Source organism: Herminiimonas sp. CN (genome assembly GCF_000622895.1).
Classification (GTDB): Bacteria; Pseudomonadota; Gammaproteobacteria; order Burkholderiales; family Burkholderiaceae_D; genus AVCC01.
Genome location: NZ_AVCC01000077.1, coordinates 1 through 14,614, shown reverse-complemented (window position 1 = coordinate 14,614; position 14,614 = coordinate 1). Strand labels below are relative to the sequence as shown.

Sequence of the window (14,614 nt, the reverse complement as noted above, 5' to 3'; positions counted from 1 at the left end):
CCAACATACTAATTTTTGCGTCTTTTGTCATCGTGTCCCGCTTACTTTCGTTTGCTTTCCAATCCAGGTGCGATGCCACTCACTTTGAGTGCCAGCCCATTCGGATAACGCATATCCACACTTTCAATCCGGTTCTGCAACAGCGCTGCCAATTGCGGATAAATATTTACAAACCGATCGACACGTTCGCGCATCATGGCCTTGTCCTGCTCCCGTCCCAATTCCAGCGCGATACCGTTATCGAGCTTCACGCTCCATGCATAGCGATCCGACAGCCGTATCGATTCCGGCGCAAGCCTTAGCGGTGCAAACCACTGCTTGAACTCATCAAAACGCGCAATCACTTCCTTTTCAGCCCCTTCCGGCCCATTAAACTCAGGCAGATCGCCATTTTCTTCAGCCTCGGCCAGATTGGCCGTAAACACATCGCCCTTGACTGAGACCAGCCGACCGTTTTCGCCCCAGGTTCCCAGCGGTTCGTGCTCCTCAACCGACACCACCAGCTTGTTCGGCCATTCCCGGCGCACTGTCGCTTTGCGCACCCAGGGCACGCTCTCGAAAGCCATGCGCACCGCATCCAGGTTGGCGGTGAAAAAATTCCCCTGGATCCTCGAGATCGCCGCTCCTTTTACCGTCAGCCGATTCACATGCTGCAACTGCATCGCGTCTGCGCTCTCCACCCTGATTGCCTTCAAGGTAAACATCGGCCGCTGCGTCAGCCAGAAAATACCGGCAGAGAACAATAGCAATGCGAACACTGCAAACAGTGTGCTGGCTATCGCATTGAGCGTCTTGATCTCTTGCCACATAATCTTTGCAGTTCCCCGTTTACCGTCGCTTAACGCGCAATCCAGTCAATCGATGGCGTCAGGTCGAGCGCAGCAGAACGCAATATTTCAACGCATAAATCCTCATAATCAAGGCCGGTTACTTTCGCCGACATCGGCACCAGAGAGTGTCCCGTCATGCCGGGAGAGGTATTCATTTCCAGCAGAAACGGCTTGTTATCCGCAGCGCGCACCATTACATCTGCCCTGCTCCAGCCGCGACAACCGAGCGCACGATAGCTTGCCAGCGCCAGTTCCTGAATGGCCCGCTCCTGTTCCGCCGGCAAGCCGCAGGGACAGAGATATTGGGTATCGTTGGAAAAATACTTGTTCTGGTAATCGTAATTCGCATCGGGCGCAATGATGCGGATGACCGGCAAGGCTTTCGCCTGTTCGCCATACCCCAGAATCGGACAGGTCAACTCCATCCCGGAAATAAATTCCTCCGCCATCACAGCGCTGTCGTATTTGGCGGCCAGTGCAAAGGCAGCAGGCAATTGCCCAGCCTGCGTGACCTTGGTCAGGCCGAGCGTGGATCCCTCATGCGCAGGCTTGACAATCAACGGCAAACCAAGCGCCGCGATCACCGCATCCCAATTGCTCTGCGCTGTCAGCATCTCGAATTTCGGCGTTGCCAGCGCGCTCGCCATCCAAACCCGCTTGGTCATGGCTTTATCCATCGCGATCGATGACGCCAATACGCCCGGCCCTGTATACGGAATGCCAAGCTGTTCCAAGGCGCCTTGCAAGGTGCCGTCCTCGCCGTAACGGCCATGCAATGCAATGAATACGCGCTCGAATTTTTCAGCGGCCAATTCTGCCAGGCTACGCTCGGCCGGATCGAATCCATGGGCATCGACTCCCTTGCTCACCAGCGCCTGGAGCACTCCTGCTCCCGACATCAACGACACTTCGCGTTCAGCCGAACGGCCGCCGAACAAGACGCCGACCCTGCCGAATTCCTTGATCATGCCCGGCTCACCCATGACGCACTCCTTGCACCAGTTTTCCAGGGATGCCGCCGATGGAACCCGCTCCCATCATGATCACGACATCGCCATCCCGGGCAAAATTCATGATAGTTTCCGGCATCGCATTGATATCCTCGACAAATATCGGCTCCACCTTGCCGGCGACGCGCATCGCGCGCGCCAGCGCACGGCCATCGGCTGCGACAATCGGCTGCTCTCCTGCGGCGTACACCTCGGTCAGCACCAAGGCATCGGCGGTGGACAAAACGCGCACGAAATCCTCGAACAGGTCGCGCGTGCGAGTAAATCGATGCGGCTGAAAGGCCAGAACCAGACGGCGCCCCGGATAAGCGCCGCGTGCCGCTGCGAGGGTTGCCGCCATTTCAGCCGGATGGTGTCCATAATCATCCACTAATGAAAAACTGCCGCCGGATTTGCCATCGACATCGGCCAGGGCGATTTGGCCATGACGCGTAAAACGACGGCCGACGCCGTTAAATTCCTTTAATGCTTTTTGCGTCGCGCTGTCGGCCACACTCAACTCGCGGGCAATCACGATGGCAGCGCAGGCATTCTGAATATTGTGCATGCCGGGCTGGTTCAGGGTCACCATCATCGGCGCGTAGTCTTCCTGCAGCACCGTGAATTGCATCTGTTCGCCAACGGCCCTGGCATCGACTGCGCGCACCTGGGCGTTTTCATGGAAGCCGTAAGTCACGATAGGCTTCGAAACGAAAGGCATGATCTCGCGCACATTCGGATCGTCAAGGCACAGCACCGCGACGCCATAAAAAGGCAAGTGCTCTGTAAACTGAATGAAGGCCTGCTTGAGTTTTGCAAAATCGTGACCGTATGTTTCCATATGATCAGCATCAATATTGGTGATGACTTCAATCACCGGCAGCAAATTCAGGAAGGACGCATCCGATTCGTCTGCTTCGGCCACAATGAAGTCGCCGGAGCCCAGTTTGGCATTGGCGCCGGCGCTATTCAAACGACCGCCGATAACGAAAGTCGGGTCCAAGCCGCCTTCTGCCAGGACGCTGGCGACCAGACTGGTAGTGGTGGTCTTGCCGTGCGTGCCGGCGATTGCAATACCGCGTTTCAAACGCATCAACTCGGCCAGCATCATGGCCCGGGGCACAATCGGTATGCTTTTCTGGCGCGCCGCCAGTACTTCCGGGTTATCCGCCTTTACCGCAGTTGACGTAACGATTGCATCGGCTTTATCGATATTCTCGGCCGCATGGCCGAGGCTGATGTGTGCGCCCAGCCCGGCCAGTCGCTGAGTCGCAGCATTGCTGCCGAGATCCGAGCCGGTAATGGTATATCCGAGATTAAGCAGCACCTCGGCAATGCCGCTCATGCCTGAGCCGCCGATTCCTACAAAATGAATGTTCTTTACTTTATGTTTCATGCCTTGCTCGCCAATTCTTCCAATACATCCGCAATCATTTCATTTGCATCCCGCCGGCCGATTGCGTAAGCAGCCAGCGCCATCGTCAGACACTCCCTGCGCGTCAAGGTTTGCAGCAATACGGATAAATTTTCTGCCGTCATTTCGCCCTGCGGCTGATGGATTGCCGCGTGTTGCAGCGCCATCCACTGGGCATTCGCGAGCTGATGCGATGTCGTCGATACGATCAACGGCACCAGCACGCTTGCCACTCCGGCTGCAGTCAGCTCGGACAATGTGATGGCGCCGGAGCGGCAAATCACCAGATCGGCGTCCGCATAGCGCCGTGGCATGTCATCGATGAAATCCACTACCTCTGCCTGCACTTGCGCAGCAGCATAAGCGGCCCGCAATGCATCAATATGTTTCTTGCCGGACTGATGTGTAACTATCGGCCGCAACTCGACCGGAATCAGCGCCAATGCTGCGGGCAGGCAATCGTTCAAGACCTTTGCCCCCAAGCTGCCGCCCACCACCAGAATCCTGAGCGGCCCGCTGCGCGCCGCATAACGCTGCTCGGGAACCGGCAAAGCGATGATTTCCTGGCGCACCGGATTGCCAGTTACCACAGCCTTGCCGGCCGCATTGCCAAAATTTGCAGGAAAACCGAACAGCACCCGCTTTGCCATTGGCACCAGCGCCTTGTTCGACAACAACAGCGCTGCATCCGCATTCACCAGGACCAGCGGAATCCGGCGCACGGCCGCGACTACGCCGCCGGGCACCGTCACATAGCCGCCCATGCCGAGTACCACGTTCGGTTTGCGGCGACCGAGGACCCGATAGCAGGACACGAAACTTGCAAGCAACCTGAATGCGCCGCGCAAACCATGCATCGCCCCTTTGCCGCGCAATCCGGCGAAATCGATGCTGTCCATAACGATTCCCTGCCGGGGCACGATATCCTGCTCCATGCCATGTGCGGTGCCGAGCCAGGACACCTGCCAGCCGCGCGCGCGCATGGTCTGCGCGATCGCCAGCCCGGGGAAAATATGGCCGCCGGTGCCCGCTGCCATGATGATCAGTCGTTTCGGGCTCGTCATATGCGGCCTCCGCGCATCAGAACCCTGTTCTCGTAATCGATACGCAGCAGAATTGCCAAGCCGACACAATTGATCAGCACACCTGAGCCGCCATAGCTCATCAACGGCAAGGTCAGGCCTTTGGTCGGCAGCAAGCCTAGATTGACACCCATATTGATGAAAGTCTGGACGCCGATCCAGATCCCGACCCCTTTCGCAACCAATCCGGCAAAAGTCAAGTCGAGAGCAATGGCCTGGCGACCGATCTCGAAAGCGCGTTTGATGATCCAGTAGAACATCATCACAACCAGCAATACACCGGCAAAACCCAGCTCCTCACCAATCACCGCCATTAAAAAATCGGTGTGCGCTTCCGGCAAATAATGCAGTTTCTCGACACTGCCGCCGAGGCCGACGCCAAACAATTCGCCGCGCCCGAAAGCAATCAGCGAATGCGACAGCTGATACGCCTTGCCTAATGCATTTTCTTCGACCCAAGGATTCAGATAGGCAAAAATCCTCTCGCGCCGCCATGGCGATAATATGATTACCAAACTGAAAATTCCCACCAGGGTGGCGCCGATGCCGCTGAACCAGACGCCATTGATGCCGCCCAAAAATAAAATACCCATCGCGATGCAGACGATGACGCCGAACGCACCCAGATCCGGCTCCAGCAACAATAGCAGGCCGACAATCGCCACCGCACCCGCCATCGGCAGAAAACCCTTCTTCAATTTATGCATGAATTGCTGCTTGCGCACTGTGTAATCCGCTGCATACAGCACGACGAAAAGCTTCATTAATTCCGACGGCTGCAAATTGAAAACTTTAAATGAAAGCCAGCGTTTTGCGCCATTCACGCCTTTGCCAACGCCAGGCACCAACACCAGTATCAACAGCACCAAAGTGATGACGAACAGATGCGGCGCCCAGCGCTGCCAGGTACTGACCGGCACCCGAAACACCACCAAACCGCAGCACAGGGAGGCAGCCACGAAGATCGTCTGCCTGATCAGAAAGTGACTATTCTTGTAGCTCGCATATTTAGGCGAATCAGGCAAGGAAATGGAGGCGGAATATACCATCACCATGCCGAACAACATCAGCAACACCACCACCCAGACCAATGGCTGATCGTATTCCATCATTTTTGATCGTTGCGGCAAGCCCTTCATCGGTTCTTTGGCGGAGGCAAATCCAAGCCATGTCATGATGGCTGGCAAGGCGGTCCTCATGCAATCACCTCGCCACGGGACAGGCCGATTTCCCTGACTGCATCGACAAACACCTGAGCCCGGTGCGCATAATTGGCAAACATGTCGAGACTGGCGCAGGCCGGAGACAGCAAAACCGCATCGCCTGGCTGTGCGACCACGGCAGCGCGCTGCACCGCATCGTCCAAGCTGGCGCAATCGCAAAGATCAATGGCCGTTGCACTCAGCGCTGAGCGCAGGATAGGTGCGTCCTTGCCAATCAGGAACACGGCACGGACATGTTTTGCGACCGGTTCCGCCAGGCTTGAAAAATCCTGCCCCTTACCATCGCCGCCAGCAATCAATACCAGCCGGTGGCTACCCTGCTGCGATCCCAACCCATTCAGCGCCGCCACCGTTGCGCCGACATTGGTGCCCTTGCTGTCGTCGTAGTATTTGACTGCGCCGATGGTAGCAATCAATTCAACCCGATGCGGCTCACCCCGGTATTCACGCAGGCCGTGCAATAGCGAGGAGAGCGGCAAACCGATGGCACGACACAAGGCCAATGCGGCGAGTGCATTCAGAGCATTGTGCTGACCGCGGATATTGAGCGCATCGGTCGGCATCAGACGGCTGACCACTGCCGGCAAGGCAGTGCTATGATTTTTCTTGCGGCGCTTCTCTTCCTCCTCGGCCGCCACCGCGACCGACAGCCATTGCACGCCGCGCTCATCCAGCAAGCCAAAATCGCCGGCTTGGGTTGGCGCATCGGCACCGAAGGTTATCGTTGGTGCTTGTGCACTTGCAAGGCCCATGACCGCCGCATCGTCACGATTCAATACGCGCACGGTATCGGCGCCGAATATTCGCGCTTTATCTGAGACATACGCCGCCATGCTGCCATGCCAGTCAAGATGATCCTGCGTGATATTCAGTACGGTTGCCGCATCAGCCTGCAGGCTGCAAGTCGTATGCAACTGGAAGCTTGACAATTCCAGCACCCACACCTGCGGCAGATCATCCCGCTCGATGGTCTCGCGCAAGACATCCAATGCAGACGGACTGATATTGCCGGCCACACAGGTCGACCAGCCGGCACGCTTGCACAACAGGCCCACCATGCTGGTTACCGTGGTTTTGCCATTGGTACCCGTGATTGCAATCAGTTTGGGCGCATAGCTTTTATCTTGTTGCAGTTGTGCCAACCCCTGGGCAAAAAACTCGATCTCGCCCCAGACCGGGATCTCCCGTGCTTGTGCTGCCGGCATGATCTCGGACAACTCGCCCTGCGGCGACAAGCCCGGACTGACAGCGACCACATCGATGCCGGCCAAAAGGTTGGCACTGAAAGTCGAACCCCCGATGAACTCCACTGTCGGCAGGATTTCCCGCAAGGCGGACAAGCGTTGCGGCGCTGCACGGGTATCTGCAACGCGCAGCAATGCACCGCAGCGATGCAGCCATTGCGCCATTGCAAGGCCGGACTCTCCCAGCCCCAGCACCAGAACGTGTTTTCCGTCGTAATTCATCAGCGCAATTTCAAGGTAGACAAGCCGAACAGCACCAGCATCATCGAGATAATCCAGAATCGCACCACGACCTGGGTTTCTTTCCAGCCTTTTTGCTCATAGTGATGATGCAATGGTGCCATCAACAGGATGCGGCGGCCGGTACCGTAGCGCCGCTTGGTAAGCTTGAAATAGGTAACCTGCAGCATCACCGACAGGGTTTCCACGACGAAAATTCCGCCCATGATGAAGAGCACGATCTCCTGCCGCACGATGACGGCAATCGTACCCAGCGCGCCGCCCAAGGCAAGTGCGCCGACATCCCCCATGAACACTTGCGCCGGGTGCGCGTTATACCAGAGGAAAGCCAGACCGGCACCGGTCATCGCGCCGCAGAAAATCAGCAACTCCCCCGCACCAGGGATATGCGGGATGAGCAGATATCTGGAATAACTGGCGCTGCCGGTCAGGTAAGCAAATATCCCCAGCGCAGTGCCCACCATTACGGTCGGCATGATCGCGAGCCCGTCCAGGCCGTCGGTCAGATTTACCGCATTGCTGGTGCCGACGATGACGAAATACGTCAACCCAATGAAACCCCACACCCCCAGCGGATAACTGACGGTCTTGAAAAACGGCACGATCAGATCCGCCTTCGGAGGCAGGTCCAGGCTGAACCCGGACTGCACCCACGCGACGAACAGATTCCAAACCTGGCTGTTGGTTGGCGCCGATACCGAAAACGCCAGATACAGCGCGGCGACGATGCCGATCAGGGATTGCCAAAAATACTTTTCCTTCGAGGACATCCCCTTCGGATCCTTGTAGACCACCTTGCGGTAATCATCGACCCAGCCAACCGCGCCGAAGCCGAGCGTCACCACCAGCACCGCCCAAATGAAACGATTGCTCAGATCGGCCCACAGCAAAGTCGACACCGCAATCGCAATCAGGATCAGCACACCGCCCATGGTCGGCGTACCGGTCTTGACCAGATGCGTCTGCGGGCCGTCGGTACGCACTGCCTGGCCGACCTTCAACCGTGCCAGCATCCGTATTACCGGAGGACCGGCAATCAAACCGATCGCCAACGAGGTCATCGTCGCGAACACGGCACGAAATGTAATGAAATTGAATACGCGCAGAAAGCTTATATCCTGCTTGAATGATTCTGCTAGCCAGAGCAACATGTCAATGGCTCTCCTTTATCTGTTCTTGCGCCAGATGGCGCACCGTTCGTTCCATTTTCATGAACCGCGAGCCTTTCACCAATACCGTTGCAGCAGGAACCAGAATGGCTTCCAGCGCAGCGTTCAAAGCCTCAATGCTGTCGAAGTGTGTTGCTCCCGCGCCGAATGTACTCGCGGTATGGCGGGCAAGCGCGCCGAAAGTCATCACATGCTCGATACCGCAGCCGCGGGCATATTCTCCAATCTCTTCGTGGAACTGCCGGCCGTCGTTGCCGACCTCCCCCATATCGCCCAATACCAGCGCTCTGGGGGGAGTCGCTTGCGCCAGCACGTCGATGGCGGCCCGCACCGAATCGGGATTCGCATTATAAGTATCGTCAATGATGACTGCACCGCTGCGGGCAGTTTTGCGCTGGAGGCGGCCATTCACCGGCGCGAATGCGGCCAAACCGCGCACAATGGCTTCAGTGCCGACACCGATTGCCAAGCTGCACGCTATCGCCGCCAGGGCATTACGTACATTGTGCGTACCGGCAGCCGCCAGCGCGATGTCGAAGCGGTGCCGGCCTGCCGTGACTGACAAATCATTGCCGAATGCGTTCGGCCGGTAAGAGCAAGTTACATCGGCATCGGCGGAAAATCCGAAGGTCACGATCTCTCTTTGCCCAATCGCCGTAGCGTACTCGCGCCAGAGCGGCGTATAGGGGTCGTCGGCGGGAAATACCGCAATGCCATCGGCTGGCAGAGTGGAAATTACCGCGCCATTTTCCTTTGCAACAGCCTCCACGCTTTCCATGAATTCCTGATGCTCGCGCTGCGCATTGTTTACCAAGCCGAGCGTCGGTTGCGCAATCGATGCCAGCAGGGCGATCTCGCCCGGGTGGTTCATGCCCAGTTCGACCACGGCGGCACGATGCGCTGCCGTCATGCGCAATAGGGTCAGCGGCACGCCGATGTCGTTGTTCAGGTTGCCGCGCGTGGCCAGGTAATGCTCGGCGCCGAATTGCGCGGCCAGAATCGAAGCGATCATTTCCTTGACCGTGGTTTTTCCATTGCTGCCGGTGACGCCGATTACCGGCACATGAAACTGCCGTCGCCAGTAGCCTGCGATTTCGCCCAGCGCAATACGGGTATCCGGCACGATCAGCGCCGGGATTGCCAAGCCTGCCGGCATGCGCTCCACCACTACTGCCGATACGCCTCGTGCGACCACATCGGTAAGAAAATCATGCGCATCGAAATGCTCGCCGCGCAAAGCCACGAACAAGTTGCCAGGACTGACATTGCGGCTATCGGTGGTCACGCCGTCAAACATCGCATCGCCGGTGGCGTGTGCGCCTGAAAGCCTGGATTGCAACGCAAGCAACGATGATTTCATCAGGCGCCTCCCTTCATCGTGGCGCGCGCAGCCAGGGCCAGGGCCGCATGATCGGCATCGGAAAACGCCAGCTTCTTGCCCATCACTTCCTGGTACGCCTCGTGCCCCTTGCCGGCCAGCAGCACCACATCGTGCTTTGCAGCGTGCTTGACCGCCCACAAAATTGCCGCAGCCCGGTCCTCGGTCACGTGGTGCGGCGTTTTTTCCGCCGCCAGGCCTGCCATGATTTGCTCGATGATGGCAGCAGGATTCTCGCTGCGCGGATTGTCGCTGGTGACCACCACCTGATCGGCCAGCGCAGACACTGCACCCATTTGCGCACGCTTGCCGGGGTCGCGATCGCCGCCGCAACCGAACAGACACCACAACTGGCCATGACGCTGCTGTGCCACCTGGCGCAAGGTCAATAATGTTTTCTCCAATGCATCCGGAGTGTGGGCGTAATCGATAACGACCAACGGAGCGTCGTTGCCGCCAAGCTGCTGCATGCGTCCCGGCACTGCGGTCAGCAGTTCAATGGCCTGCACCGCAGCACGCCAGGCGGTGCCCTTCACAAGCAATGCGCCCAGAACGCCCAGAACATTGCTGACATTGAACAAGCCTACCAGCTGCGTTCTGATCGTTCCGCTGCCGAAAGGCGATTCAACCTGAAATGCGGTACCGGCATGACTGCTGCGGATGTTGAACGCACGCAAGGTCGATATGCCCTCAAGCGCCGCGTCGCAGACCGTGTATCCAATCAATGACGCCAGCGTCCGGCCCTGCAGACGCTGGGCCAGCCGCAATCCCATCGGGTCGTCCAGATTGACGATTGCGTGCTGCAATCCGTCCCAATCAAACAAGGCGGTCTTAGCCGATTCATAAGCTGCCATATCGCCATGATAATCAAGATGATCGCGCGTCAGATTGGTAAATATGGCTGCATCAAAATGCATGCCATTCAAGCGTCCTTGCTCAAGCCCGATCGAGGATGCCTCGATCGCCACTGCATGAACGCCGGCAGCGCGCAGTTGCGCCAGCCTGCGTTGCAACATTACCGCGTCGGGCGTGGTGTAACCGGTCATGTCGGAAGTGTCGCAGGTGCCGCGCTGATAAATGCCGATGCCGAGAGTCCCGATCACCGCCACAGGCTCGCCCAGCCGTGACAAGGCATTTGCCAGCCATTGCGTGCATGAAGTCTTGCCATTGGTGCCGGTCACGGCCACTGTGAACATGCCAGCGTCCGGCTTGCTGTAATACGCGCTGGCAATTTCGCCCGCTGTATTTTTCAAACCGAAAACTCCCAGATGCGGCACCGACCATCCCGCATCCCAGTTCCAGCCGGACGATTCATGGACCACCGCGCCCGCACCCATCTGAATTGCCTGCGCAATGAATTCCCGGCCATCGGCGGCGTCGCCGGGATAAGCGAAAAACACATCGCCTTTGGCGATGGAGCGCGAATCGGAATGCAGCTGCGCTGTTGACGCCACCTGCCGCTGCAACCAGGCAAGTATCTTGGAAGTTGATGATTGTGTATTCGGCATCACATACTTTCGGCAATGCCGTCGGCAGGAATAATGATATTCGTCACGCTGGAATCGGGCCTGACATTCAAGGCCCGCAAGGCACTGGCGGCAACAGCTGAAAATACCGGAGCTGCAACGCCGCCGCCGAAATGGCTGCCGTTGGAAGGCTCATCCAGCATCACAGCAATAATGATGCGCGGCGCGGATACCGGAGCAAAACCGACGAACGATGATACGTATTTCCTGACATATTTGCCGTCGACGATTTTATAGGCGGTCCCGGTTTTTCCAGCCACCCGATAACCGGGCACCTGCGCTTTCGGCGCTGTGCCGTTTGGGCCTGCGGCGGCCTCCAGCATGGCACGTATCTGCAGCGCGGTTTTCTCGGAAATAATTCTTTGACCCGGCACTTGCCGGTTCGGTTGCCCGGCAATTTTCTCCAGGGACAACGGTGCGATTTCGCCATTGCGGGCAAAAATCATATAAGCATGCGCCAACTGCATCAGCGAAACCGAAATGCCATGTCCGTAACTCATGGTAGCCTGCTCGATCGGGCGCCACGACTTGAATGGCCGTACGCGGCCGGCAACCCGTCCCGGAAAGCTGAATTTCGGCTGCTGGCCAAAACCGACGCTGGTAAACATTTCCCACATTTCCTGGGGCTGCATTTGCAGCGCAATCTTTGCGGTCCCGATATTCGAGGATTTTTCGATAATTTGCGAAATAGTCAGCAAGCCCAACGGGTGCGCATCGCCGATGGTTGCGGTGCCGATGGTCAGCCTGCCGGGCGCTGTCTGAACCGTTGTTTCGGGAGTGATGCGCTTGGTCTCCAGCGCCAAAGCTATCGTAAACGGCTTCATGGTCGAGCCGGGCTCGAAGGTGTCGGTCAGAACCCGGTTGCGCAACTGGGCTCCGGTCAATATCCGGCGGTCATTCGGGTTATAACTCGGCAAATTGGCCAGCGCCAGAATTTCACCGGTCCGGGCATCCAGCACCACTATGCCGCCAGCCTTGGCCTTATTCAGATCGACTGCCGCCTTCAATTGCGAATAGGCGATGTACTGGATCTTGCTGTCGATCGAAAGCGCCAGGTCCTTGCCGTCATGCGGCTCGCGAATCGAGCCGACATCCTCGACGATGCGCCCCAGCCGATCCCTGATCACGCGCCGGCTGCCCGTCTTGCCGACCAACGTCTTCTGGGATGCGAGTTCCATGCCTTCCTGACCGACATCCTCGACATTGGTAAAACCGACAACATGCGCCATCACCTCGCCTTCCGGATAAAAACGCTTGTATTCCTTGCGGGTCTGGATGCCATCGATGCCCAAGGCAAGAATCTTGTCGGTAACTTCTGGCTCGACCTGGCGCTTCAGATAAACAAAACCGCGATCCGAATCAAGTTTCTTGCGCAAGTCGCCTTCGCTCATTTCAAGCAAGCTGGCCAGACTGCGCAGCTTTTCCGCTGGCGCCTGCAGGACGTCATCCGGAATCGCCCAGACTGCCTTGACCGGGACGCTGGAGGCCAGCACATGTCCGTCGCGATCGGTAATTTTGCCGCGCGTGGCGGGCAATTCAAGGGTGCGCTCGTAACGTGACGCGCCCTGTTTTTGCAAAAATTCGGTAGACATGCCCTGCAGCCATAGCGCCCGGCCAACCAGGGTCAGAAAAGAGGCAAACAACACGAACAGCACCAGCTTCGAGCGCCAGGCCGGCAATGACATCTTCAGCACCGGGCTGGTTGAGAACGGTACGCCCCTGGCGGCTGCGGTGCGGCTGGCAGGGCGGCTCATTTGCCCTCCACGGTCAGGTATTGGGTACTGGCTGGCGTCAACGGGACCATCTTCAAATCGCGCCTTGCAGCCAACTCGATGCGCGCATGCTTGCCCAGCGTGGATTGATCAAGTTGCAACTGGGCCCACTGCACATTCAGCAGCTTTGCCTGGGACTGCGCGCGCCCCAGCTCGACATACAAGCGGCGCGCGTGATATTGCGCGTTTACCAGCGACAGCGCACACACGACCAGCACAGCCGTGATGACGCTGTTGATGCGCCCGCTCACTGGACCCCCCCGGCCGCCGGGGCGTCAGGCAGGCGCATACCGACCCGCATGATCGCAGAGCGCGCACGCGGGTTGCCATGAATTTCGGTTTCAGTGGGTTTTATTTTCGACATCAGACGCATTTGCGGCTGCGGCAAATCGACCGCGCGTATCGGCAAACGGCGATCCGGCTGCCGGACATTGGCTTTGGCGGCCATGAAACGCTTGACGATGCGGTCTTCCAGCGAATGGAAGCTGATTACCGCCAGCCTGGCGTTCGGCGCCAGATACTGGAATGCCTGGCTTAATCCAGTTTCAAGTTCTTCAAGCTCCTGATTGATGAAAATCCGTATAGCCTGAAAGGTCCGGGTTGCCGGATCCTTACCCTTCTCGCGAGTTTTGACTGCCCTTGCCACGATCGCGGCAAGCTGTCGTGTGGTTGAAATTGGTTCGACTGCCCGGCCAGCAACAATCGCCTTTGCAATCTGAAAAGCAAACCGTTCTTCCCCATATTCGCGTATCACCTTTTCAATTTTCTGTTCCGACTCAACCGCCAGCCAGTCTGCTGCCGAGATGCCGCGCGTGCTATCCATGCGCATATCGAGCGGGCCGTCCAGCCTGAAACTAAAGCCTCGTGCGGCATCGTCAACTTGCGGCGACGAAATGCCCAAATCCAGCAAAACCCCATCCACCTGCGTAATTCCGCGCTGGGCTAAGACCGCCCCCATGGTGGCAAAACTGTCGTGAACAATCTCGAAACGCGGATCGGAAAATCCCTGTGCAGTGGCAATCGCCTGCGGATCCTTGTCAAACGCGATCAGGCGGCCCTTCGGCCCCAGGCGCTGCAAAATCCGGCTGCTGTGGCCGCCGCGTCCGAAAGTGCCGTCGACGTAGATGCCGTCCGCGCGCGCGCCCTCCAGCGCCAGCGCATCGACCGCTTCATTCAGCAGCACCGTGCGGTGCAGGTACTCTGGCACCGGTTGTATCGTCATCGCCGGCCCTTAAAACGAAAAATTACTCAATACGTCAGGCATGCCGGCCGCGATCGCCTGCGACTCGCTTTCGGCAAGTCTGGCCGCGTCCCACAGCTCAAAATGGCTGCCCATACCCAGCAACATGACGTCGCGCGTCAAACCCACTGCGTTGCGCAACTCGGGCGCCACCAGAATCCGGCCGGCAGAATCCATCTCCACATCGGAGGCATTACCCAGGAAGATGCGCTGCCAGGCGCGCGCCGACATCGGCCAAGCGGCAATCTGTTCGCGATGACTTTCCCATACCGGGCGCGGGAACAATAGCAGGCAGCCGTGCGGATGCTTGGTCAGCGTGACCCGGCCTTCGCACTGGACCGAGAGCGCGTCACGATGCCTGGCCGGGATGGACATCCGGCCTTTCGCATCGAGATTTAATGCTGACGCTCCCTGGAACACGATTATCAAATCCTTTTGGTTGTGATTTCCGGCAACGGCTTGCCGACTGTAAATTTATTACGGATATTCAGCAGAATTCCCACAAAA

The 14,614-nt window shown here is 57.9% G+C and carries 13 protein-coding genes; all 13 read right to left on the bottom strand.

The genetic code is table 11. The annotated features are described in order from the left end of the window. Positions 1-41: 41 nt before the first annotated feature. The 13 genes from HMCN_RS0114245 to mraZ are packed head-to-tail and all read right to left on the bottom strand — an operon-like array spanning position 42 to position 14,527. A complete protein-coding gene (locus tag HMCN_RS0114245) occupies positions 42-809 on the bottom strand; it encodes a cell division protein FtsQ/DivIB (protein ID WP_025918014.1) in 768 nt (255 codons plus the stop codon). Positions 810-838: 29 nt separating this feature from the next. Further along, positions 839-1,813 carry a D-alanine--D-alanine ligase gene (locus HMCN_RS0114240; RefSeq protein WP_025918013.1) on the bottom strand — a complete coding sequence of 325 codons (975 nt, stop codon included), beginning with the start codon at positions 1,811-1,813 and terminating at the stop codon, positions 839-841. Next, entirely contained in the window at positions 1,806-3,215 is a 1,410-nt protein-coding gene (murC, locus tag HMCN_RS0114235; RefSeq protein WP_025918012.1) for a UDP-N-acetylmuramate--L-alanine ligase, read from the bottom strand. The genes HMCN_RS0114240 and murC overlap by 8 nt, the downstream gene beginning before the upstream one ends. Continuing rightward, positions 3,212-4,297 carry an undecaprenyldiphospho-muramoylpentapeptide beta-N-acetylglucosaminyltransferase gene (murG, locus tag HMCN_RS0114230; RefSeq protein WP_025918011.1) on the bottom strand — a complete coding sequence of 362 codons (1,086 nt, stop codon included), beginning with the start codon at positions 4,295-4,297 and terminating at the stop codon, positions 3,212-3,214. Before murG ends, murC begins: the two co-directional genes overlap by 4 nt. Continuing rightward, positions 4,294-5,490 (bottom strand): putative lipid II flippase FtsW, encoded by a 1,197-nt coding sequence (gene ftsW, locus HMCN_RS0114225; protein WP_238552177.1) that lies wholly within the window; start codon positions 5,488-5,490, stop codon positions 4,294-4,296. The genes murG and ftsW overlap by 4 nt, the downstream gene beginning before the upstream one ends. Before the next feature lie 20 nt (positions 5,491-5,510). After that, the gene (gene murD / locus HMCN_RS0114220) at positions 5,511-7,004 is read right to left on the bottom strand and encodes a UDP-N-acetylmuramoyl-L-alanine--D-glutamate ligase (protein ID WP_025918009.1); all 1,494 of its coding nucleotides are present in this window, start codon (positions 7,002-7,004) and stop codon (positions 5,511-5,513) included. Continuing rightward, complete coding sequence (mraY, locus tag HMCN_RS0114215) at positions 7,004-8,173, bottom strand: phospho-N-acetylmuramoyl-pentapeptide-transferase (RefSeq protein ID WP_025918008.1); 1,170 nt, start codon at positions 8,171-8,173, stop codon at positions 7,004-7,006. Before mraY ends, murD begins: the two co-directional genes overlap by 1 nt. Before the next feature lies 1 nt (position 8,174). After that, positions 8,175-9,551 (bottom strand): UDP-N-acetylmuramoyl-tripeptide--D-alanyl-D-alanine ligase, encoded by a 1,377-nt coding sequence (gene murF, locus HMCN_RS0114210; RefSeq protein ID WP_025918007.1) that lies wholly within the window; start codon positions 9,549-9,551, stop codon positions 8,175-8,177. Continuing rightward, entirely contained in the window at positions 9,551-11,077 is a 1,527-nt protein-coding gene (locus HMCN_RS0114205; protein ID WP_025918006.1) for a UDP-N-acetylmuramoyl-L-alanyl-D-glutamate--2,6-diaminopimelate ligase, read from the bottom strand. The genes murF and HMCN_RS0114205 overlap by 1 nt, the downstream gene beginning before the upstream one ends. After that, positions 11,077-12,849, bottom strand: coding sequence for a penicillin-binding protein 2 (locus HMCN_RS0114200; protein WP_025918005.1), 1,773 nt, complete (start codon positions 12,847-12,849; stop codon positions 11,077-11,079). Before HMCN_RS0114200 ends, HMCN_RS0114205 begins: the two co-directional genes overlap by 1 nt. Beyond that, the gene (gene ftsL, locus HMCN_RS0114195) at positions 12,846-13,118 is read right to left on the bottom strand and encodes a cell division protein FtsL (RefSeq protein WP_025918004.1); all 273 of its coding nucleotides are present in this window, start codon (positions 13,116-13,118) and stop codon (positions 12,846-12,848) included. Before ftsL ends, HMCN_RS0114200 begins: the two co-directional genes overlap by 4 nt. Then, positions 13,115-14,089 (bottom strand): 16S rRNA (cytosine(1402)-N(4))-methyltransferase RsmH, encoded by a 975-nt coding sequence (rsmH, locus tag HMCN_RS0114190; protein WP_025918003.1) that lies wholly within the window; start codon positions 14,087-14,089, stop codon positions 13,115-13,117. The genes ftsL and rsmH overlap by 4 nt, the downstream gene beginning before the upstream one ends. 9 nt (positions 14,090-14,098) lie before the next feature. Continuing rightward, complete coding sequence (mraZ, locus tag HMCN_RS0114185) at positions 14,099-14,527, bottom strand: division/cell wall cluster transcriptional repressor MraZ (protein WP_025918002.1); 429 nt, start codon at positions 14,525-14,527, stop codon at positions 14,099-14,101. Positions 14,528-14,614 lie beyond the last annotated feature (87 nt).

Bases quoted from the DNA above. Each gene is read 5' to 3' on its own strand.
- HMCN_RS0114245 (WP_025918014.1), bottom strand. From the start codon at position 809: ATGTGGCAAGAGATCAAGACGCTCAATGCGATAGCCAGCACACTGTTT.
- HMCN_RS0114240 (WP_025918013.1), bottom strand. From the start codon at position 1,813: ATGGGTGAGCCGGGCATGATCAAGGAATTCGGCAGGGTCGGCGTCTTG.
- murC (WP_025918012.1), bottom strand. From the start codon at position 3,215: ATGAAACATAAAGTAAAGAACATTCATTTTGTAGGAATCGGCGGCTCA.
- murG (WP_025918011.1), bottom strand. From the start codon at position 4,297: ATGACGAGCCCGAAACGACTGATCATCATGGCAGCGGGCACCGGCGGC.
- ftsW (WP_238552177.1), bottom strand. From the start codon at position 5,490: ATGACATGGCTTGGATTTGCCTCCGCCAAAGAACCGATGAAGGGCTTG.
- murD (WP_025918009.1), bottom strand. From the start codon at position 7,004: ATGAATTACGACGGAAAACACGTTCTGGTGCTGGGGCTGGGAGAGTCC.
- mraY (WP_025918008.1), bottom strand. From the start codon at position 8,173: ATGTTGCTCTGGCTAGCAGAATCATTCAAGCAGGATATAAGCTTTCTG.
- murF (WP_025918007.1), bottom strand. From the start codon at position 9,551: ATGAAATCATCGTTGCTTGCGTTGCAATCCAGGCTTTCAGGCGCACAC.
- HMCN_RS0114205 (WP_025918006.1), bottom strand. From the start codon at position 11,077: ATGCCGAATACACAATCATCAACTTCCAAGATACTTGCCTGGTTGCAG.
- HMCN_RS0114200 (WP_025918005.1), bottom strand. From the start codon at position 12,849: ATGAGCCGCCCTGCCAGCCGCACCGCAGCCGCCAGGGGCGTACCGTTC.
- rsmH (WP_025918003.1), bottom strand. From the start codon at position 14,089: ATGACGATACAACCGGTGCCAGAGTACCTGCACCGCACGGTGCTGCTG.